A 21,946-nucleotide genomic window follows, 5' to 3' on the forward strand; every position below is an offset into this window, starting at 1 on the left:
ACCTATTTGAATGGTTTACCAAAGTTTGAATGATGGACAGCGAGGATACCCAAAGGGAATCATTCAAACCGTTGGCAATCCACTTAGGCGCTATTGACGCCCATTATGATGACCTTTTCTATTGCCATAGCGACGGCCATCATATCCTTCGTAATTGCCGTATTCCTGTGCTTGACGCGCTAGGTTTTCGGCAAGATCTTCATAGTAATAATTAGCTTTATCTTTGATGATATAAGCGATTTTCAAACCCAGATCGCAAGCCGCTTCACGCCTCAGTTCGCGCCTTACTTCCTTTCGATAGCTTGGGTGTGAACGTTCAAATAAGCGCGCAACTTTGCCTGACGGGAAAACGTTGGTTGGTCTTAAGCCACAATTTGTTTGCGCTTTCAGGTCAGTACCATAGCTATATTTTTCGCGCACACGGCCACTGATGCGGGTACGATCCCGCCCATATCCTTTCATGCGGATACGTACACCGTAGTCATAATAACCGGTTCCGCGCTCTTCTACTTTTTTATAATGGGCTTTATATAATCCACCACATTCGCCGTAACCTGCATTATAGCGGAGGCGTTTTTTATATTTCTTGTCTTTATGATCAACATCTACAACGCGGAAATTTGCGTCATAATTACGTTCGTTCGCGCGGATCACAAGGTCTGCATAGTGGGGATCGCGCACTAACTGAACACCGTATGGCAGGCGCTGTGCAATTGTTTCAAGCGTTAGATATTCCAGCTTGTCTGCACGTCCTTTTTTTCCTGATTGAACATCTACGTAAACCTTAAATACATATTCAGAACGAAATTCGCGGCTATGGGGATCATAAGCATAGGCCTGCGTGTTATGATTTTGTTGATACCCAGAGTTATATGTGACCGGGCCGTTATAACGATCATTTGCAACAGCGATGCCGCCCGCAAGTGTTGTAGTGAGTAGTGTAGTAGCAAAAAGTTTGTAAACTGTACTTAACTGTTTCATGACTTCCTCCATCGTTATAGTTGGAGGTTATCAAAGCCAGACTTAAGTGATGCTGAGGTAGATGTTCAGAGAGGGTTCAGCAACAAGGCGAAAATGTGTCATGTGCCGAGAATAGGAAAAGGCCCATACTACAGTATAGGCCTTTTTGTTTGTTCAGATTTATAATGCCGTTTTACAGTGCGCCGTGGCAATGTTTGTATTTTTTACCCGAACCACAAGGGCATGGATCATTTCGACCTACATCGCCAAAGGGATTTTGCACGGGTCTGTTGCCGGACGCAGACCTTTGCAGGGACGGGGCTTGCGAATTTGCCATATCACCATGACAGTGTTTGAACTTTTTACCTGATCCGCATGGGCATGGTGCGTTTCGTGGAACGTCACCCCATGTACTCGGGTCGTTTGGACTAACGCCGCCGGACATTTCGTTTTCGCCCGTAATAGGATCGAGATGCTGTTCTTCAAAAATTGAAGGGCTTTCCGGCATCAATTGAGCGGGATCTACTTGCGGTGCCAGCTCTGCGTTTGAGAGTAATTGTGTGACGCTTTCACGGGTATGATAAAGCATGCTCTCAAAGAGCGAGAATGCTTCGGTTTTATATTCGTTAAGCGGGTCGCGTTGCCCATATGCACGAAGTCCAACACCTTGGCGAAGGTGGTCCAGATTAGCCAGATGATCTTTCCATTCCTGGTCAACGACCTGAAGAAGCAAACTTTTCTCAACATGATTCCAGAAACCAGCGCCGTATTTCTCTGATTTGCTTTCCATGTGTTCATCAAGCGTTTTTTCGAGGCGCTCAATGATAACTGCGTCATCTACGCCTTCTTCTTTTGCCCAGTCAGTCACCGGAATTTCCAAGCCAGTGATACGGGTAAGGTCGTCATTAAGGCCATCCATGTCCCATTGATCAGCATAGGACTTTGGTGGAATACGTGTTTCAACAAGATTGTGAATCACATCAAGGCGCATATCCTTGATTGTTTCGCCAACCTCGTCAGCATCCATAATATCGCGGCGCTGATCGTAAACAACGCGGCGTTGGTCATTCATTACGTCATCGTATTTTACGACATTCTTACGGATATCGTAGTTACGAGCTTCAACCTTTTGCTGCGCTTTCTCGATCGCCTTGTTGATCCAGGGGTGAATAATGGCTTCCCCTTCTTCGATACCGAGGCGCACAAGCATGCTATCCATGCGTTCAGGGCCAAAGATGCGCATCAGATCATCCTGTAACGACAGGAAGAATTTAGAGCGTCCAGGGTCACCCTGACGGCCAGAACGACCGCGAAGCTGGTTATCGATTCGGCGGCTTTCGTGGCGCTCGGTTGCCATAACATAAAGGCCCCCCGCCGCAAGAACCTTTTCTTTCTCGGCTTCAACTTCTGCGTTGATTTTGGCTGTGATATCCGCAATTTGTTTTTCGTCAGTAATGCCGAGGGTTTTTTCCTCGATCAGCATTTCCGCGTTCCCACCGAGCTTAATGTCTGTACCGCGGCCCGCCATGTTGGTGGCAATTGTAACGGCGCCCGCACGGCCTGCCTGAGCAACAATTGATGCTTCTTGCTCGTGGTATCTGGCGTTTAGAACCTGGTGTTTAACCTTACGTTTCTTAAGGAACGCAGATAAAATTTCTGACTTATCGATTGAAACGGTACCAACAAGTACGGGTTGGCCCTTTGCCTGAGCTTCCTCAATATCTTTCAAAATGGCTTCGTATTTTTCATCAGCAGTTCTGTAGAACTCGTCATGTTCGTCGATTCTGGCTACAGGAATGTTTGTAGGAATTTCAATGACACCGAGGCCATAAATTTCCGCAAATTCCTCAGCTTCTGTGGCTGCTGTTCCTGTCATGCCGGCAAGTTTTGGGTACATGCGGAAGTAATTTTGGAAAGTGATTGACGCAAGCGTTTGGTTTTCAGGTTGAATTTGAACGTTTTCTTTTGCTTCTAACGCTTGATGAAGTCCGCCTGAATAACGGCGTCCATCCATCATACGACCAGTGAATTCGTCAATTATGACAACCTTGCCACCTTGAACAATGTAATCAGTGTCGCGCTCGAACATGGTTCGCGCCCGAAGTGCCTGATCAACATGGTGAACAATCGCTGTGTTCTCGTAATCATAAAGATCGTCAGATTTCAGAAGATCACGATCACGAAGCAATCCTTCGACCTTTTCGGTACCTTCCTCTGTAAGAGAAACCGAGCGACCTTTCTCGTCTTTTTCGTAATCACCTTCTTCAAGACCAGAGATGACTTCGTCAATCGTTACATAAAGCTCGGATTTATCTTCTGTCGGGCCTGATATGATCAATGGTGTCCGTGCTTCGTCAACTAGGATCGAATCCACTTCGTCAACAATCGCGTAAGCGAATGGGCGTTGGACCATCTCTTCGCGGTGGAATTTCATATTATCGCGCAGATAATCGAATCCGAACTCATTGTTGGTGCCATATGTGATATCAGCAGCATAGGATGCACGCCGTTCTTCGTCGCCGACACCCGGAACAACAACACCTGTTGTCATGCCAAGGAAACCATATACGGCAGACATCCATTCAGCATCACGCTGAGCGAGATAATCGTTTACGGTAACAACATGCACACCATTTCCCGGGAGTGCGTTCAGATAAACAGCGAGGGTTGCAACCAATGTTTTACCTTCGCCTGTCTTCATTTCGGCGATAGAGCTGTCATTTAGAACCATACCGCCGACAAGCTGCACATCATAATGTCTCAAGCCAAGGGTACGCTTCGACGCCTCCCGGACAGTTGCAAAGGCTTCTACTAGAAGATTATCGAGTGATTCACCGTTTTCCAGTCGGCTACGGAATTCCTGAGTTTTCCCTTTTAGGTCATCATCAGAGAGTTTTTCATACTCGTTTTCTAGCGCATTGATTGCATCTATTTTAGGCTGCAACTTAGCGAGATAGCGATCATTAGCAGTCCCAAAAATTTTCTTCGCAATTTTACCCAGTCCGAGCATGAACATATCCTTGGCGGTTTTGATAGATATTTAAAACGACACCCAAAGCGCGGCATGACATATATCTATATTACAATTTAAGTTGTGCAGAGATAAGTAGTGCTAGCCCTTGTGTCAACTGGCACATTACCCTGATCCAATTAAAAAAATCTTGATTGGATGGTTATTAAAAGAAAAATATACTAAAACTACCTAAGCCTAGATTACCTCGATATGTAATTTCACGGCTTGTATGACCATATCTGTTTTATACGAAACACACACAAAGAAACCCATATGACACCTTTACCCAGATCACCGCTTGCCCCTAAAAATTCACCTCATATTTTTCCGGTAAAAGGCGCGAAAGTAGCGGCTTTGGAAGCGAACTTGCGGTACAAAGATCGACCTGATTTGTTGCTGGCAACATTCGCTGATTCTACCGTGTGTGTAGGGGTTTTCACCCGATCTAAAACAGCTGCTGCACCTGTTATTTGGTGTCAGGACGCACTCTCCGCCGGGGCTGATGTGCGGGCATTAGTTGTCAATGCTGGTAATGCCAATGCGTTCACTGGCCGTGAAGGCGAGCGAACATGCAGGGAAACAGGGGAACATGTAGCGCACTTATTAAACTGCAAACCAGAGCAAACTCTTTTGGCCTCCACTGGTGTTATTGGCGAACCATTAGACCCTGAGCCCATCAAAACCGGACTTTCTGCATTGGCTTCAAAAGTTACCGAACAAAGTTGGGGAATTGCCGCAGAAGCAATTATGACGACCGATACCTTTCCCAAGGCAGCGTCAAAGCAATTTGACCTGGACGGGCAACCGGTAACGATTACGGGCATTGCCAAGGGCTCAGGTATGATTGCGCCTGATATGGCAACCATGCTTGGTTTTGTCATGGCTGACGCCGCCATAAGCCAAGAATGCCTGCAAGCAATTCTGAGGGATACAACAAACAAAAGTTTCAATGCGATAACGGTTGATGGTGATACCTCCACAAATGATTGTGTGCTGGCATTTGCTACAGGCCAATCGAATGCGAACAAGATCGAAAATATTGATGATCCAAGGTTTGCAATATTTAAATCAGAATTTCAGGCTGTCATGACGGACCTTGCCCATCAAATTGTTCGCGACGGCGAAGGCGCGCAAAAATTTGTTGAAGTGCAAGTGGAAGGTGCAGAAAACGACATAGCAGCACAAAACATTGGTAAGACGATTGCCAATAGCCCTTTGGTGAAAACAGCAATAGCGGGTGAAGATCCGAATTGGGGCCGTATTGTTATGGCGATTGGCAAATCCGGTGAGGCGGCTGACCGCGATAAATTACGTATTTGGATCGGTGATCAATTGATCGCCTGCGAAGGAAAAGTTCACGAAGATTACAGCGAAACAGATGCTGCAAATCATATGAAAGGTCAGGAAATTAGCATAAGGGTTGATGTCGGTATTGCAGGCGGCGTAGCAACAGTTTGGACCTGTGATTTAACACACCAGTATATAGAAATAAATGCCGACTATAGGAGCTGATAGTCTGTTTAAAGTCGGTAAATATGACAGTTTTCGACTTGGTTATATGTAAGTTATTGTAAATAAATAATAAAATTCTGGCACGGAACTTGATTGTTCTACTCGAGCTATTGAGTTTGTGTTGGAGAATTTTATGCCGAGCATAGATTATACTATTCAATTAAAATTTCTAAATGAATTGAACAATGCCTTGACCGATGCCCTAAATCAGCAAGGTAATCAGACGACCGATAAGTTAAAAGAACTTAAATATATGCAGTCTGAGGTTAACCGCGCGCAAAGGGTGGTTAATGCGCGAATTGGCGGTGCTGAAATTGTTAATTCGAAATCGGTAGTGCATGAAACGCAAAATACCGCTAAATATTACGATAGTGAAGTTGAAGCGGTCAGCGCGGCCTATTGAAATAGACCGTTATATACTGGCTACAATTAAATTAAGAATAGCGAATAGCTCATCAGCCATAGTGCTAATACTGGTCACTAAAACTAAAGCAAGTATTGCAGCAAGCAGTGCATATTCAATGGCTGTCGCACCTGTTTCATCGGTCATTACCGAATGTGGCAGTGTAGCTATCTTGTTCAACATTTTATCGTCCTTAAAATAGGTTCGACTTTGTAATTTTATTAATCAGTCTCTTCAAAATCCCCTCAAAAGATAAATAAACAGTTAAAGCTTGAGTTTGTGTAAAATTGCTCCTAAACCAGCCTAATGATTGATGATTGTCCAGAACCAAATGTGCGAATAGATGCTGGCTTGCCAACTGTATTGGTTGCCGCAATTGCCCTGATCGATGTCGATGGTCGTGTATTGATTGCCCAGCGACCAGAAGGTAAATCGATGGCGGGCCTTTGGGAATTTCCAGGCGGCAAGGTTGAAGCTGGTGAAATTCCAGAAGCTGCGCTCATTCGAGAATGCAAAGAAGAATTGGATATTGATATCACGGCGGCATGCCTTGCTCCGTTTGCATTTGCATCTCATTCCTATGAAAAATTTCACCTGTTGATGCCGCTTTATTTATGCCGAAAATGGGAAGGCCTTGTTAACCCTCAGGAGGGGCAGGCGACTAAGTGGGTGCGAATTCGTGATTTGAATGAATATCCAATGCCCGAAGCGGATATTCCGCTTGTCGCGATGTTGCGTGATTTTCTTTAAGTGCAGGATGAACGCCTCTATTTTGATGGTCTGCTGAAGCTTCTTCATGACGATAATTACGCAATTGATATTTTAAAATGTGTTCACAGCCAAATACCTCATGCCTTTGTCGCCGCGGGGTTTATCCGTAATCGTATTTGGGACCATTTGTATGGAAATAATGGCTTATATCCCGACACTGATATTGATGTTATCTACTTCGATAAATCTAATAAAAACCCGGAAATAGATTACGCACTGGAAGCCTCGCTTGAAGCCAAAATTTCGGCCCCCTGGCAAGTTCGAAATCAGGCGCGGATGCATGAATATAGCGGCCTAAAGCCTTTTAGAAGTCTTGAGCACGCCATGGCCCATTGGCCTGAAACAGCGACAGCCATTGGTGTGAGGTTGAGCGCTGAACAAAAGCTCGAATTCATTGCACCGTTTGGATTTGATGATTTATTAAATCATACACTGCGGATTACCCCAAATATGAAAAAGCATAACCTACCCGGCTTTCAAAGGCGATTTGCGGAAAAAGGTTGGCTTGAACGGTGGCCACGTTTGAAGGTGTTGGATCAATAGATTTTGATCACGCGTATTCCCTATTCATTTGGCTTTTTACCGAGCGCATCCCTTAGGTTAATCTTACCGCTGCCTGGTTTTAACGGCTTTTGTTGGCTTTCATGGGGGTGCCAGCCTGTCATGTAAATAATTTGAAAGGTTGCGGGTATGCGTCCATCACTGCCGGCAAAATCGCGTAAATAAATTTCGCTGGCCCGCATTAATACGTCTTTGCGCATGAAATTTTTAGATCGATTGATAAGCGCATTGGTTTCGCCCATACCGCGCAGGTCCTGCATTAGTTTTAAAGGATGCTCATAGGTTACAGTTATTGTATCCATATCGGTAACCGGTAAGGCAAACCCAGCGCGCTGAAGAATGCTGCCAATGTCCCTGACGTCGGCAAATGGCGAAATTCGTGAGTGTGCACCACTTGTTATTTCCGATTCCGCAGTGATGAGGGCATGCCTAAGCTCAAAAAGCGTATCCCCACCAAAAATGGAAGCCATAAAGAGACCGTCGGGCTTTAGCGCTCTGTTCGTTTGAATTAGAAGGCCTGGTAAATCATTTATCCAGTGCATGCGAAGATTAGAAACAATCAGGTCAAAATGATTAGGTTCAATATCCAGAAATTCACATGGGAATTCACGAATATTTGTAACACCTGAGGCTGCGGATAATGCGGCTATGTTGGACAAGCCGCCCAAATCACAAATGGTTTGGAACTTGCGGTTGATATCCAGCAGTCTGTCATTCATACGATCAGCGATTTCACGGTGCAAGAAGTTATGGTCATCGGGAAGCCGCTGACTGCGGATTGCATTTTTCAAGACTTGCTCTTGATCAAAGAGGGTAATGTTATCTGAATTCTGAGTATTCTGTGTCATTCCTTTGCCCTAAAGCAGGATTTATTTGCGCGCAACTTGTTTTCTCATAATACTGTTATTCTAACCTAATAGATTGATATTGTTTTGATGATGCGATCATATGCCCAGAATATAATTGACTTTGTTCTGCCACCAAGGTGCCCGCTTTGTAGTGTACGTGTTCATGTTGATGGAAACTTCTGTGGGCGTTGTTGGTCTGATTTGTCTTTGATCATTGACCCATTGTGTAAATCTTGCGGCATGCCCTTTGATTATGAGATCGAAGATAATTTGATATGCGGTGAATGTATTAAGTCAACACCGTCCTTCGATCATGCCCTGTCGGTTTTCAGATACGAAGGCAAGGGAAGGTCGCTTGTTTTGGCGCTTAAGAATAATCGTTCCTTTGTTGGGTTCCAGGCTTTATCAAAATTGATGATCAATACTCTGTTTGTCCCAGAAGATATTGACCTTGTCATCCCTGTTCCCTTGCACCCTCTCAGGCTTATGAGGCGACGATTTAATCAATCACATTTGCTAGCGGACGCATATGTAAACGGGTGTGGTCATAACCTAAAAGTTAGCTCTACGGTTTTGGTTCGCCAGAAAAATACAGTTACGCAGGGCAGTTTAAACCGCAAAGAGCGTCATAAAAATGTACGAACGGCGTTTACCGTTAAGGAACGGCAACAGGCAAAAATTGAGGGTAAAAGGGTTTTGTTGGTGGATGATGTGTATACAACAGGCGCAACGTTAAATGCTTGTGCAAAGACACTGAAAGCGCATGGTGCCGCTAGGGTTGAGGCTCTAACGCTTGCGAGGGTTGTTGGTTTGAATAGTTACATATAACTGTAAAGATCGGTTGAATTGCTTTCAGTTATCGAAATATTCACACATTTATGATGAGTTTACCCTCTTTTATTCATAGAGATGTTGGCCTAAGTATAAGCGCAAATATCAAAGGAAACAAAAATGGCTAATGTAGTAATTTACAGTTCTAACTTCTGTCCTTTCTGCCATCGTGCAAAAGCGCTTTTGAAGCAAAAGGGCGTGAATTTTAAGGAAATCAGTGTTGATATGAAGCCTTCGGTTCGGAAGGAAATGCGTCAAAAAGCTGGCGGTGTTAATTCTGTTCCACAAATTTGGATCGGCAACGAACATGTTGGCGGGTGTGATGACCTTTATGCACTTGAAGCCAAGGGTGGCCTCGACACGCTGTTAGCGTCATAGGCAATTAGGATGAAGGTTGCTCTTGTTCAATTGACAACGGGGCGTGATCCCGCGCGTTCCGTTGACGTTGCCTTAGAGCAAATTCGCCTCGCAGCGGCCACTGGTGCTCAGCTTATTAGCACACCAGAAACAACTCATATGATGGAAATGGACCGGAAACTGGTTCTATCCAAAGCATATGCAGAAGAAAATGATCCCGGTTTGAAAGCGTTCCAAATGATCGCGAAAGAGCTTCAGGTTTGGCTGCATATTGGATCACTGATCATAAAAGTTGCTGATGATAAGTTGGCTAATCGTTCCTTTTTGATTGGCGATGACGGCTCAATCAAAGCCCGTTATGATAAGCTACATCTTTTTGATGTTGATCTGGGAAGCGGCGAAATTTACCGCGAGTCTGCACTCTACAGAGCTGGCAAGGACGCAATTGTTGCTGAGACCCCTTGGGGTGAAATGGGGCTTTCAATCTGTTATGACCTCCGTTTTCCTGAATTATACAGGCACTATGGGGAAGCAGGTGCTACTCTGATTATGGTCCCGGCAGCATTCACTGTGCCAACGGGTAAGGCGCACTGGCATACGCTTCTTAAGGCGCGTGCTATTGAAACGGGCGCGTATATTTTGGCGGCGGCTCAAACAGGGCTTCATGAAACAGGCAGAGAAACCTTTGGGCATAGTTTAGTCATAGATCCATGGGGGCAGATCATTGCGGATGCAGGTGCAGAGGCTGGTTATATTACCGCTGATCTTTCGCTTGAAAAAGTCGCTGAAACCCGTAAAAAGATGCCCTCATTGCAACATTCAAGGCCTTTTGATATGACCGTGTTGCAGAATTAGTGCACGGAAACTGTTGTAAGTTACATGATTGTCTTTGATTTAAAATGTAATAATGACCATAAGTTTGAGGCATGGTTTCAATCCTCGAACGCTTTTATGGAGCAACAACAGAAGGGTATTGTTGAATGCCCCTTTTGTGGTTCAAGTGATGTTCAAAAGGCGATTATGGCTCCTAATGTTGCCGCTAAATCTAATCAAAAGCCTGAAGCATCGCCCAAGCCCTCTTCTGAAGTTTCGCAGTCAACATATAAAGGCTCTTCCAAATCCGTAGCAGCAACCACCAGCCCTAAAGTTGAAATCCCTAAGGAACTTGCGGAAGCAGCACAGGAATTCGCCAAAACTGTGAAAAAGCACGTTGAAGACAATTGCGATTATGTCGGTAAGGAATTTGCTGAGGAAGCGCGAAAAATTCATTACGGTGAAACCACGGAACGCGGTATATACGGTGAAGCGAGTGCCGATGAAACGGCAGAACTTATCGAGGAAGGTATCGATATCTTGCCGATACCCATTGCCCCGAAAACAGACGCCTGAAAATACTGCTAATTTTGTTTAGATATTAGGGCTTGTCGCAACCATTGCGTAATTCACATCAGTATCACTGCCAGATAATGACCATTTTTGACTAAACGGCGAAAAAATAAAGCCAGTAGGCTCTGATGCTTCGAAACCTGCTTTTCTGCATGCATTTTGAAGTTCAGCGGGTGTGATAAATTTATTCCAGTCGTGAGCCCCTTTGGGGAGCCACCTCAATACATATTCAGCACCAACGATAGCAAAAAGAAAGGCCTTGGCTGTTCGGTTAATTGTAGACAGAAGCATAATGCCACCGGGCTTCAACAGTGACCGACATGCAGAAAGATACGCATCAACGTCTGCAACATGCTCTATCACTTCCATATTAATGATCACATCAAATGTTTCACCTGCCTCGGCGAGCGCTTCTGCCGTTGTATGACGATAGTTAACGCTTGCCCCTGTCTCGCTCGCATGATGACTGGCGATATGAATATTCTTCTCGGAGGCGTCAACACCGTGCATGTCTGCACCCAGGCGCGACATTGGCTCGGAAATTAGCCCGCCCCCGCAGCCAATATCTAAAAACCTCAAACCTTCGAATGGCTTTTTGGCTGAAGCATCTAAATTAAAATGATCGGTAACAGCGTCACGAATAAACTTAAGGCGAGTAGGGTTTAACTGATGCAGGGGTTTGAAGGGGCCCTTAGGGTCCCACCATGTGTCAGAAATAGCTGCGAAAAACTCTACTTCACTCTCGTCAACGGTTGACCCGGAAGCAATTTTACTATTCATTTCTGACACAACAAAGGCTCTCCTTGAAATATTATTACGCAAAATCTTTGTAAATCGGGCTTTTCTGGTCTTGCGAATATGCTAACCAACCTGTAGACAGGTCGCGCTGCATTTATACGCACCATTCTGACGTTTGGGTCAAGCGTAATGCGGCATAATAGCATGATGTTTATTTTCTGTCTGGATCGATAGATGGCAAGAATAGTAAAAAAGTTTGGCGGTACATCCGTAGGTGACCTTGATCGTATCAGGAATGTCGCCACGCGTGTTGCTAAAGCTGTGGAAGAAGGCCATGAGGTTGTGGTTGTGGTTTCCGCGATGTCTGGCGTGACTAATCAATTGGTCGATTATTGCCGCACGGCTGCAATGATGCATGATGCCCGAGAGTATGACACAGTTGTCGCTGCAGGTGAGCAGATCACAAGTGGTTTGCTTGCGATTACATTGCAGGATATGGGAGTACCCGCGCGGTCATTCCTCGGTTGGCAAATACCGATGATAACAAATAATGTGCACGGTGCCGCCCGTATCGAGGAAATCAAGACAGAGAAACTTGAGGAATGCCTGAAAGGTGGCCGCGTCGCTGTTGTCGCGGGTTTTCAGGGTATCGCTGAAGATAATCGGATAACGACGCTTGGACGTGGTGGTAGCGATACAACAGCTGTTGCAATTGCTGCTGCCCTTGAGGCAGACCAGTGTGATATTTATACTGATGTGGATGGTATCTACACAACAGATCCACGCATCGTTCCTAAGGCACGTAAGCTTGATAAAATCACATATGAAGAAATGCTGGAGATGGCATCATTGGGTGCAAAGGTATTGCAAACCCGCTCGGTTGCACTTGCCATGAAATATGGTGTGAGAACACAGGTGTTGTCATCTTTTGAAGATTTACCAGGAACATTGGTTGTAGGTGAGGAAGAAATTGTGGAACAGGAAGTTGTAAGCGGCATTGCATATGCCAAAAGTGAAGCAAAAGTTACAGTTGTGGGCCTTTCCGATAGTCCGGGTAAAGTCTCGAATTTGTTCGCCCCGCTTGCTGATGCAAATGTCAATGTTGATATGATTGTTCAAAGCGCATCAGATAATGGGAAAGCAACAGATGTTACTTTTACAATCCCAGAAGATGATCTGCTGCGGGCTATCAAGGCGCTTGAAGAAAGTCAGGAGACGCTTGGCTATAAAGACCTCATTTCAACAGATAACGTTGTGAAGGTTTCTGTTGTTGGTGTTGGTATGAAGAGCCACGCAGGTGTCGCGCGTAAAATGTTTGACACACTTGCAGAAAAGGGCATCAATATTCAGGTTATTTCTACATCTGAAATTAAAACAAGCGTACTTATAGACGCAGAATATACCGAACTTGCTGTACGAGCGCTTCATACGGCATATGGGTTGGATGCAGCCGAATAAAAGGCGGAAAACGTGACAAATAATAATTCAATGACTGGATCTCAGCGTCTTGACGCCCTTTGGAAAAAGGGTACGGACTTTCTGGGTAGCGAATATGCGATTTTGGGCGGGGCGATGACATGGGTTTCCGAACGAAATCTTGTTTCTGCAATTTCCAATGCCGGAGGGTTTGGAGTGATCGCCTGCGGTGGCATGACACCTGAACTGTTGTCACAGGAGATCGCAGCGACACGCGAAATGACGGATAAACCTTTTGGTGTCAATTTGATTACGCTGCATCCGGACATCGATAATTTAATTGCGGTTTGCCGCGAACACAATGTTAGCCATGTAGTATTGGCAGGCGGGTTGCCCGCTGTTTCATCCATTAAGGCGATCAAGGACTTTGGTGCGAAACTGATGTGTTTTGCGCCTGCTGTTTCGCTGGCAAAAAAACTAATCCGTGTTGGTGCGGATGCATTGGTTATTGAAGGTATGGAAGCAGGGGGGCATATTGGCCCTGTGTCGACCAGCGTTCTCGCTCAGGAAATTTTGCCTGTTGTTGCAGATCAAGTGCCGGTTTTTGTAGCGGGTGGTATCGGCAGAGGCGAAGCCATCGCAGGATACCTTGAAATGGGTGCTGCCGGTGCCCAGCTTGGAACGCGCTTTGTTGTCGCGCATGAGTGCATTGCCCACGAGCGTTTTAAACGCGCATTTATCCGCGGTAACGCGCGTGATGCGATTGCAAGCGTTCAAATCGATTCTAAATTCCCTGTTATTCCCGTTCGTGCGCTTCGAAATGAAGGTACCGAACAGTTCATGCGAACACAGCAGGAAGTTTTAACGAAATATCAAAATGCTGAATTGACGCAAGACGAAGCTCAGATGCAGATCGAACATTTCTGGGGTGGGGCGCTACGCCGTGCTGTTGTTGACGGTGATATCGAGACAGGTTCTGTTATGGCAGGCCAAAGTGTTGGTATGGTCAAAACTGAAATGCCAACAGCGGATATCATTAACGAGCTTGTAGAGCAGGCGATCACATATTTGAGCTAAAAATTTTGATGCAAGCCTCTAGTATTTAGCTATAGTCGCATCAATATTATGCACGACATATTTTGGGATTAACAATATCGAGGTGTAACCTGTGCCTGACAGTGTCAGTCAACCACGCTTGCTTTTAAGGCGCCTTCACAGTGTGATGGCCGCTGGCGGTAGCGCACAGGATCGTTTGGACCGTGTTGCTCAGTTAATCGCACAAAATATGGTTGCCGAGGTTTGTTCTATTTACCTTTCCCGCGCAGGCGGTGTTCTGGAATTGTTTGCGACAGAAGGCTTGAAGGCAAGCGCTGTTCACCAAACACGTTTGAATACCGGTGAAGGATTGGTGGGATTGGTCGCCGAGCGCGGTATCCCTTTGAATATTTCCGAAGCTCCTAATCATCCCAGGTTCGCGTATCGACCTGAAACAGGCGAGGATATTTACCATAGTTTCCTCGGCGTGCCTGTTCTGCGGACAGGTAAGGTTGCCGGTGTTCTGGTTGTACAAAACGTTACGCCGCGCACTTATAAAGTTGAAGAAGTTGAAGCCCTTCAAACCATTGCGATGGTAATTTCAGAATTGCTGGCGTCCGGTGATCTTATCGCCGCTGATGAACTCAGCGAAGATGCTGCATCGCTTGGGACCTCGGTAACATTAAACGGGACTAAGCTTGCTGACGGAGTTGGTTCTGGAATCGCGGTTTTCCATCGACCACAAATTAAAATACTACGCACAGTCGCAGAGGATACAGAGCTTGAGGTTGGCAGGCTTGAGCAAGCAATTACAACACTGCGCGAACATTTGGAAGATATGCTCAAGCACCCAGATCTCTCCCATATGGGTGAACACCGTGAAGTGCTTGAGACATATCGGATGTTTGCCTATGACCAGGGTTGGCAGGCAAAAATGCGGGAAGCTGCGCTTTCAGGCCTTACAGCAGAAGCAGCGGTTGATAGGGTTCAGCAGGATAATCGTATCCGCATGCAACAAATTCGTGATCCGTATCTTCGGGAACGTATCGCTGATTTTGAGGATTTAGCGTCCAGGTTAATTCGTATCCTGCAAGGTGATGAGAGCGTTCAGCGGGAAGCCCTCGGCGAACCGACGGTATTGGTTGCTCGTAATATTGGCCCTGCCGAACTGATGGATTATGACCGGACGTTTCTTCAGGCAATCGTCTTGGAAGAGGGATCAGCGACCGCGCATGTAACGATTATTGCACGCGCTATGGGGCTTCCTGTAGTTGGTCGCGTGGCTGGGCTATTGTCACATGTAGAAGCGGGCGAACATATCATTGTCGATACGGACAGTGAGCATGTGTATGTGCGCCCCTCTGACGATATTATTCAGAGCTACCGCGAAACAGCCCGGTTACTTAAAGACCAGTTAGCCGCATATGAAGCAGAACGATCTCTGCCATCGCGCACACTTGATGGACGCGATGTAAATTTATTGATGAATGCTGGCTTACTTGTTGACCTGCCAAATTTAGAGAATACGGGCGCAGAGGGTATTGGCCTATTCAGAACTGAATTCCAATTCATGATTTCGTCTGCGCTTCCAAAGGTCGATGAACAGTTCAAGATTTATAGTGCGGCGCTTGATAGCGCAGGCGATAAACCCATTGTGTTTCGAACACTTGATATCGGCGGCGATAAACAAGTTCCCTTTCTTCCAAGAGATGAGGAAGAAGAAAACCCCGCAATGGGCTGGAGAGCAATTCGGATTGCGTTGGAGCGACCAGCGCTGCTGCGGTTCCAGTTGCGAGCCATGCTTTATGCCGCAGCCGGGCGTGAACTGAATGTTATGTTCCCAATGATTGCAGAAGTCGCTGAATTGAGGCGGTGTAAATCGATTTTCCAAAAGGAAATAGACCGACTGAAACTGCATGGGCGAACACCACCGTCATCAATTAAGATTGGTTGTATGCTCGAGGTGCCATCACTTGTCTGGCAGATGGACCTTTTGCTTAAAGAAGTCGATTTTCTCTCGGTTGGGACGAATGATCTGATGCAGTTCTTCTTTGCCTGCGATAGGTCTAATCCGCGATTAACTGATAGATACGATTTGCTAGCCCCTCCTGTACTTTCGTTCCTTCATAGTGTCATTTCGGCCTGTAATGATAAAGATGTTCCTATTACTGTCTGCGGGGAGATGGGGAGTAAACCGATTGAAGCCATGGCATTGATTGGCCTTGGGCTTAGACGGTTGTCAGTATCCCCGAGTGCAATCGGCCCCGTTAAGCGTATGATTCGCTCTATGCATGTTGATAGACTTGAAGAATTTATGCTTTCCAAGCTTGCAGCGGGTGATCACTCGATTCGCGATTCGTTATTGTATTTTGCCCGTGATCATGATGTTAAATTGGGTTAAATTCCAATCAGTTACCAGATTATCCCACTCATAATAGATATTGGTCAATAATATGCACTCATAAGGTGTATACAATTGACTCTATGCGTTAAATGTTTTTTGACTCTTGCGTGGCTATATTCAAAATAAAATATAATCCTATAGCCATCGCTACAACATGCTTTGGGGACTAGGACAGCATGATAGTGAAAATTGGCTTTAGTGTCGCCACAAGGGACATTAGCTGGAATTTGAACTAACAGCTAATTGGCTGCCGAAATAATCGGCAGGGGACGGTTAAAATGAAGAAGTCAGATCGTTCGGTTGCCGAACGTTTGAAGGCTGTACGCCAGGAAAAAGACCTTAGTTTATCTGAGGTTGCGAAGGAAACATGCATAAGTATCTGCTATCTGAAAGCGATAGAAGCAGAGAATTATGATGAACTTCCTGCGCAAACGTTCACAATTGGGTTTATTAAATCGTATGCGCAGATTTTGGGTCTGGATTGCGATGAAATGGTTCGCAGTTATAAAGAGGAAGCAAATCTTCTTGATCCTCCTAAGCCCGTTGAAATAGAGCGGCAAAACTCTAAACCATCCTTTTCAATCAAACCTGAAAAGAAAAAAAGCTGGTTCGCTCCTGCTATCGCGGCGCTTGGTATTGCCGGGGTATGGAGTTTCACAAGCGCAAATGTGACCATGCAGACGATGGTTGCTGATGTTCCGGCACAGGGCGCTGATATTCAGCTTGCTCGATTGGATACATCATCAAGCATTGAAGCAACGAATTATAGTTCTACGAATATTGACGTAGAACAACCTCAAGCACCATCTATCGAAGATAGTGCGACAGGCGGTGAAACTAATAACCCCACATTGGAAACCGCAGCACAAATCGAACAATTTGAAGCCTCAAATGATGCAAGAGTTCAGCGCGGCGATAGTTCATTATTCACGTCTCCTGTTTATGCGGATACAATTGCTACGGATGCTGTCTCACATGATGTGACTATTGTAGCTAGTGAAGAAAGTTGGGTTCGATTTGCCAGAGTAGACGGCAGTGAGGTTTGGTCAGGTATTTTGCATGCGGGTGAACAGTTCAAACCAAAATTAGAGCAAAATATCTTGTTCAGTACGAGCAACGCAGGCGCTGTCCAATTAATGATTGGTGGCCGACAATCCTCACCTCTTGGAAGTGCTGGAGAAGTCATTTCTGCAATGCCTTTAGACTCGTTAGAGCAAACAAATCATTCTGAATAAGTATAATTTAGTCAATTTCGCTATTTTTACTTGCGTTAACGGGCAGTCTTGCTCATGTATAGCCGATATTCATCGGCTATTTTGCTATTCAGTGACTGGCATAAGGTAAAAGACATGAGCATTCGTCCATGGAGAGATGTAATTCGGCGTAAATCCCGTCAGATAATGGTGGGAAATGTTCCGGTTGGCGGCGATGCACCAATCACTGTTCAGACCATGACAAACACACTCACATCGGATGCAGCGGCTACAATTAACCAAATTAGGCAGGCTGAAGAAGCGGGCGTTGATATTGTTCGCGTTTCATGCCCTGATGAGGCGTCAACAGCTGCAATGCCAGAGATTTGCCGTGAGGCCAATGTCCCTGTGGTCGCAGATATTCATTTTCACTATAAACGCGCGCTTGAGGCTGCGGATGCAGGTGCTGCGTGCCTGCGCATCAATCCTGGCAATATTGGCTCCAGCGAACGCGTGAAAGAGGTTGTGCGCGCCGCGAAAGCGAATGGTTGCGCAATGCGGATTGGCGTAAATGCAGGGTCACTTGAAAAGCATTTACTTGAAAAATACGCAGAGCCATGCCCTGAGGCGCTTGTCGAAAGTGCGCTGGAACACGCGCGTATTTTAGAAGACAATGATTTCTTTGATTTTAAAATCAGTGTGAAAGCGTCTGACGTATTTTTAGCTGTTGCTGCCTATCAGGGGCTTGCGGATGCATGTGATTACCCGCTCCACCTTGGTATTACAGAAGCTGGTGCGCTCCGGGGGGGGACCGTAAAGTCTTCCATCGGGCTTGGCTCGCTTCTTTGGGCAGGTATTGGCGATACGATCCGCGTTTCACTGTCTGCTGACCCGGCTGAAGAAGTGAAGGTTGGTTTTGAAATTCTGAAATCACTTGGCCTTCGCCATCGCGGGGTTCAGATCATTTCCTGCCCATCGTGTGCCAGACAGGCGTTTCCTGTTATCAAGACAGTGGAAATTCTTGAAGAGCGCCTTAGTCATATTCATACACCGCTTAGCCTGTCGATTATCGGTTGTGTGGTCAACGGCCCTGGCGAAGCACGCGAGACCGATATTGGCCTAACTGGTGGTGGTCAGGGTAACCATATGGTCTATCTTTCTGGCGTGACCGATCATAAAATTACTGACGATAAACTCGTTGATCATATTGTTGAGCTTGTAGAAGAAAAAGCTGCTCAGATAGATGAAGCAGCCAAAGCCAACGCTTAGCTATTATTGAAGGAATATACTGTGTCCAAGCTGCAACCAGCGCGGGGGACCCGTGACATCTATGGAAATGACGCCAGAAACATGACTGCGGTGGTGGATACATTCCGCCGTGTTGCCGGCACCTATGGATTTGAAGAGTTAGCGACACCAATTTTTGAATTCACCGAAGTGTATAAGCGCCCACTTGGCGAGGCTTCTGATATTGTATCAAAGGAAATGTATACGTTTGAGGACCGCGGCGGCGACGAACTAACACTGCGCCCTGAATTTACAGCAGGTGTTTGCCGTGCCTTCATTTCAAATGGTATGCAGCAAAATCTTCCTTGCCGATTGATGAGTTATGGCCCTGCATTCCGTTACGAGCGGCCGCAGAAGGGAAGGTATCGTCAGTTCCATCAGGTTAATGCCGAGCTTTTGGGGCAAGATAGCCCAGAAGCTGATATCGACATGATTGCAATGGCTTGGCGCCTATTGAAAGAACTCGGGCTTGGTGACAAAGTTGTTCTTCATCTGAACACGCTCGGCGATAAGGAGAGCCGTACAGCATACCGGGAAGCACTTGTCGCTTATTTGAGCAAGTTTAAGGATCAGTTATCTGAAGATAGCCAGCGCCGCCTTGAGAGCAACCCGCTTAGAATTCTGGACAGTAAGAACGAGGGCGATAAAGCAATTGTCGCGGATGCGCCCAAATTATCTGATCATCTTAATGAAGTGTCACAGACTTTCTTTGAAACAGTGAAAAAGGGTCTGGATGTTGTTGGCGTGCCCTATATTCATGATGAGCGCCTGGTGCGCGGTATGGACTATTATTGCCACACGGCGTTTGAGTTTGTAACGACGGAACTTGGTGCACAGGGGACGGTCCTTGGTGGTGGTCGGTATGACGGCCTTATCGAACAGCTTGGTGGTCCTGCAACTTCGGGTGTAGGTTGGGCTGGTGGTATCGAACGCCTTGCAATGTTATCAGAAGCGGGGGAGGGCCCTGCACGCCCTGTTGTGATTATGCCAATGGGTGAGGCGGCAACTTTAAAGGCTTTTGAGGTCGCAGAAACGCTTAGGACTGAAGGTTTTACTGTAACCGCTGATCGGTCGGGTAACTTGAAGAAACGTATGAACAGGGCTGATAAAGCAAGCGCTGCATTTGCAGTAATAATTGGCGATAATGAATTGGAACGAGGCGTTGCAACACTTAAACGTCTTGAGAATGGTGAACAATCTGAAATCGCGTTTGCCGATATTGTTTCAGCCATAAATGAGAAATAAAGGAGCGTTCTTGCCGTGATTACTGATGAACGTATTGAACAGCTTTTGGATCGGTATAGCTACCTGGAACATTCGCTTGGTACGCCCGACGAGTTTTCTAACGAAGAGTTCGTAAAACTTAGTAAGGAATATTCTGACCTCGGGCCAATCGTTGAAGCCGCTAATGCGCTTCGTGATGGCCGCCAGGAAATGATTGATCTTGCAGAAATGATCGAATCTGGCGACGACCCTGAAATGAAAGAGCTCGCGCAGGAAGAGTTTCACGAGCTTAAGGAACGCTTGCCGGAAATGGACCGCGAGCTTTCAATAGCCCTTTTGCCTAAGGACGCAGCGGACGAGCGTTCTGCAATCGTGGAAATTCGGGCAGGAACAGGTGGTGATGAGGCCGCGCTTTTCGCCGGTGATTTATTCCGCATGTATGAAGGTTTCGCTGCAAGCAACGGCTGGAAAGTTGAGGTGATTTCTGCGTCTTCGTCAGACGTTGGCGGGTTTAAGGAAATTGTTGCCAACGTAAGCGGCCAAGGGGTTTTTGCGAAACTTAAATTTGAGTCAGGCGTTCACCGGGTACAACGGGTGCCAACAACCGAATCTGGAGGCCGTATCCACACAAGTGCAGCGACAGTAGCAGTTCTTCCGGAAGCGGAAGAGGTGGACCTGAATATCAAACAAGAGGATTTCAGAATTGATACCATGCGGGCCTCTGGTTCTGGCGGTCAGCACGTAAATACAACTGATTCTGCTGTTCGGATCACCCATATTCCAACAGGGATTATGGTGGTGCAAAGTGACAAGTCACAGCATAAAAACCGTGATCAGGCGATGAAGATTATGATGGCCCGCCTTTATGAGGTAGAGCGTGAGAAACTTCATGCGGAGCGTTCGGAAGACCGGAAAGCACAAGTTGGTTCTGGTGACCGTTCTGAGCGGATTCGTACCTATAATTTCCCGCAAGGCCGTGTGACCGATCACCGTATTGGATTGACGCTTCATAAACTTGATCAAGTGCTTGCGGGGGACGGTTTGAGTGAAGTCGTTAGTGCCTTGATCGCTGAAGATCAGGCAGCGAAGCTGTCCGCTATGGAAAATGGTTTTTAATGACCGGGCAATCTGTACCCTTGGGCATATGTCTTGAGAATGCGGTGACCAAAGTTGCAAATGCAGGATCTTCAAGTCCACAGTTTGATGTAGAATTGTTGTGTGAACATGTGTTCGGTCTGGATCGGACACAGCAGATTATGAAGCGGCACGAGACGGTATCAAAGCATCAAGAAACTATTTTCCAGGCCTTGGTTGATCGCCGCTGTAATGCGGAGCCGGTTGCTTATATTATCGGCGAACAAGAGTTCTGGAGCCTTCCCTTCCGGGTGAATGAACATACTCTTATCCCGCGACCTGACACGGAAACCTTGGTTGAGGTGGCGCTTAAGCGAATCCCAGTTAGTGCCTGGAAGCCACGCTTGCTCGATATTGGTGTTGGAAGTGGGTGTGTTCTCCTATCAATTCTGACGGAATTAACAGAAGCAATTGGTATTGGCTGTGATATTTCAACAGGTGCGCTAGAGGTTGCGCGGGGTAACGCTGATCGATTAGGATTGTCAAAGCGTGTTGAGTTTTTCGAACTTGATATTTTAAATGAACAGATGATTGATGACCTTAAGGCACTGGGGCCGTTCGATGTGATTGTTTCCAATCCACCTTATATTCCTGATGCTGATATCAAGGACCTGATGCCAGACGTAAAGGACTATGAGCCATTATCTGCTTTAGAAGGCGGGGATGATGGGTTGCTTTTCTACCGTAAAATAACACAGTTAGCCCCTCTGTTATTGAATGACGGTGGTTTGTTGGCATTTGAAGTTGGTATCAAACAATCAGAGGATGTTGCGAGCCTGATGCGAGAACAGGGCCTGACGTCCATAGAGGTAAAAAATGATTTGGGCGGTGTACCACGTGTCGTCAGTGGATATTTTACCGAGTAACGAAAAT

At 46.2% G+C, this 21,946-nt stretch carries 21 protein-coding genes; 16 read left to right on the top strand and 5 right to left on the bottom strand.

Features of this window, described 5'->3' with window-relative positions; all coding sequences use genetic code 11:
- Positions 1–90: 90 nt before the first annotated feature.
- Positions 91–981 (bottom strand): hypothetical protein, encoded by an 891-nt coding sequence (locus tag KFF44_RS02245; protein ID WP_255936734.1) that lies wholly within the window; start codon positions 979–981, stop codon positions 91–93.
- A gap of 172 nt (positions 982–1,153) precedes the next feature.
- On the bottom strand, positions 1,154–3,970 hold the full coding sequence (secA, locus tag KFF44_RS02250) for a preprotein translocase subunit SecA (protein ID WP_255936746.1): 2,817 nt from the start codon (positions 3,968–3,970) through the stop codon (positions 1,154–1,156).
- A 276-nt stretch (positions 3,971–4,246) separates the two neighbouring features.
- Between secA and argJ the strand changes: the two genes are divergently transcribed.
- The gene (gene argJ / locus KFF44_RS02255; RefSeq protein ID WP_255936747.1) at positions 4,247–5,485 is read left to right on the top strand and encodes a bifunctional glutamate N-acetyltransferase/amino-acid acetyltransferase ArgJ; all 1,239 of its coding nucleotides are present in this window, start codon (positions 4,247–4,249) and stop codon (positions 5,483–5,485) included.
- A 133-nt stretch (positions 5,486–5,618) separates the two neighbouring features.
- Positions 5,619–5,888: a hypothetical protein gene (locus KFF44_RS02260; protein WP_255936749.1), complete on the top strand. Its 270-nt coding sequence runs from the start codon at positions 5,619–5,621 to the stop codon at positions 5,886–5,888.
- A gap of 9 nt (positions 5,889–5,897) precedes the next feature.
- Here the strand turns inward: KFF44_RS02260 and KFF44_RS02265 are convergent, their stop codons facing one another.
- Positions 5,898–6,071 (bottom strand): Flp family type IVb pilin, encoded by a 174-nt coding sequence (locus KFF44_RS02265; RefSeq protein ID WP_255936750.1) that lies wholly within the window; start codon positions 6,069–6,071, stop codon positions 5,898–5,900.
- A 123-nt stretch (positions 6,072–6,194) separates the two neighbouring features.
- Here KFF44_RS02265 and mutT point away from each other — a divergent pair, with 123 nt between their 5' ends.
- Positions 6,195–6,638, top strand: coding sequence for an 8-oxo-dGTP diphosphatase MutT (gene mutT / locus KFF44_RS02270; protein WP_255936752.1), 444 nt, complete (start codon positions 6,195–6,197; stop codon positions 6,636–6,638).
- Positions 6,639–7,202 carry a nucleotidyltransferase family protein gene (locus tag KFF44_RS02275; RefSeq protein ID WP_255936754.1) on the top strand — a complete coding sequence of 188 codons (564 nt, stop codon included), beginning with the start codon at positions 6,639–6,641 and terminating at the stop codon, positions 7,200–7,202. It begins immediately after the preceding gene.
- A 20-nt stretch (positions 7,203–7,222) separates the two neighbouring features.
- Here KFF44_RS02275 and KFF44_RS02280 read toward each other — a convergent pair whose 3' ends face one another.
- Positions 7,223–8,068 (bottom strand): methyltransferase domain-containing protein, encoded by an 846-nt coding sequence (locus tag KFF44_RS02280; RefSeq protein ID WP_255936755.1) that lies wholly within the window; start codon positions 8,066–8,068, stop codon positions 7,223–7,225.
- An 87-nt stretch (positions 8,069–8,155) separates the two neighbouring features.
- Between KFF44_RS02280 and KFF44_RS02285 the strand changes: the two genes are divergently transcribed.
- The 4 genes from KFF44_RS02285 to KFF44_RS02300 all read left to right on the top strand — a co-directional run bounded on the left by KFF44_RS02285 (position 8,156) and on the right by KFF44_RS02300 (position 10,645).
- Complete coding sequence (locus KFF44_RS02285) at positions 8,156–8,896, top strand: ComF family protein (protein WP_255936757.1); 741 nt, start codon at positions 8,156–8,158, stop codon at positions 8,894–8,896.
- A gap of 123 nt (positions 8,897–9,019) precedes the next feature.
- On the top strand, positions 9,020–9,277 hold the full coding sequence (gene grxC / locus KFF44_RS02290) for a glutaredoxin 3 (RefSeq protein ID WP_255936759.1): 258 nt from the start codon (positions 9,020–9,022) through the stop codon (positions 9,275–9,277).
- Positions 9,278–9,286: 9 nt separating this feature from the next.
- Positions 9,287–10,111, top strand: a complete 825-nt coding sequence (locus tag KFF44_RS02295; protein WP_255936762.1) for a carbon-nitrogen hydrolase family protein — start codon at positions 9,287–9,289, stop codon at positions 10,109–10,111.
- 24 nt (positions 10,112–10,135) lie between these two features.
- Positions 10,136–10,645, top strand: a complete 510-nt coding sequence (locus KFF44_RS02300) for a DUF1178 family protein (protein WP_255936765.1) — start codon at positions 10,136–10,138, stop codon at positions 10,643–10,645.
- Between the two features lie 18 nt (positions 10,646–10,663).
- On the opposite strand, the gene ubiG is transcribed toward KFF44_RS02300, so the two are convergent.
- The gene (gene ubiG, locus KFF44_RS02305) at positions 10,664–11,410 is read right to left on the bottom strand and encodes a bifunctional 2-polyprenyl-6-hydroxyphenol methylase/3-demethylubiquinol 3-O-methyltransferase UbiG (RefSeq protein ID WP_370691132.1); all 747 of its coding nucleotides are present in this window, start codon (positions 11,408–11,410) and stop codon (positions 10,664–10,666) included.
- A gap of 204 nt (positions 11,411–11,614) precedes the next feature.
- On the opposite strand from ubiG, the gene KFF44_RS02310 reads away from it, so the two are divergent.
- The 8 genes from KFF44_RS02310 (at position 11,615) to prmC (ending at position 21,939) form a co-directional block, all read left to right on the top strand.
- Positions 11,615–12,838, top strand: coding sequence for an aspartate kinase (locus tag KFF44_RS02310; protein ID WP_255936767.1), 1,224 nt, complete (start codon positions 11,615–11,617; stop codon positions 12,836–12,838).
- A gap of 30 nt (positions 12,839–12,868) precedes the next feature.
- Positions 12,869–13,873, top strand: coding sequence for an NAD(P)H-dependent flavin oxidoreductase (locus KFF44_RS02315; protein WP_370691133.1), 1,005 nt, complete (start codon positions 12,869–12,871; stop codon positions 13,871–13,873).
- 91 nt (positions 13,874–13,964) lie between these two features.
- A complete protein-coding gene (ptsP, locus tag KFF44_RS02320; protein ID WP_255936771.1) occupies positions 13,965–16,232 on the top strand; it encodes a phosphoenolpyruvate--protein phosphotransferase in 2,268 nt (755 codons plus the stop codon).
- A gap of 281 nt (positions 16,233–16,513) precedes the next feature.
- On the top strand, positions 16,514–17,470 hold the full coding sequence (locus KFF44_RS02325) for a helix-turn-helix domain-containing protein (protein WP_255936773.1): 957 nt from the start codon (positions 16,514–16,516) through the stop codon (positions 17,468–17,470).
- 114 nt (positions 17,471–17,584) lie between these two features.
- A complete protein-coding gene (gene ispG / locus KFF44_RS02330) occupies positions 17,585–18,697 on the top strand; it encodes a flavodoxin-dependent (E)-4-hydroxy-3-methylbut-2-enyl-diphosphate synthase (protein WP_255936775.1) in 1,113 nt (370 codons plus the stop codon).
- Positions 18,698–18,718: 21 nt separating this feature from the next.
- A complete protein-coding gene (hisS, locus tag KFF44_RS02335; RefSeq protein ID WP_255936776.1) occupies positions 18,719–19,960 on the top strand; it encodes a histidine--tRNA ligase in 1,242 nt (413 codons plus the stop codon).
- 15 nt (positions 19,961–19,975) lie between these two features.
- Positions 19,976–21,055, top strand: coding sequence for a peptide chain release factor 1 (prfA, locus tag KFF44_RS02340; RefSeq protein WP_255936778.1), 1,080 nt, complete (start codon positions 19,976–19,978; stop codon positions 21,053–21,055).
- The gene (prmC, locus tag KFF44_RS02345; protein WP_255936780.1) at positions 21,055–21,939 is read left to right on the top strand and encodes a peptide chain release factor N(5)-glutamine methyltransferase; all 885 of its coding nucleotides are present in this window, start codon (positions 21,055–21,057) and stop codon (positions 21,937–21,939) included. The genes prfA and prmC overlap by 1 nt, the downstream gene beginning before the upstream one ends.
- Positions 21,940–21,946: the final 7 nt, after the last annotated feature.

The organism is Kordiimonas sp. SCSIO 12610 (assembly GCF_024398015.1).
In the GTDB taxonomy this organism is placed as follows: Bacteria; Pseudomonadota; Alphaproteobacteria; order Sphingomonadales; family Kordiimonadaceae; genus CANLMI01.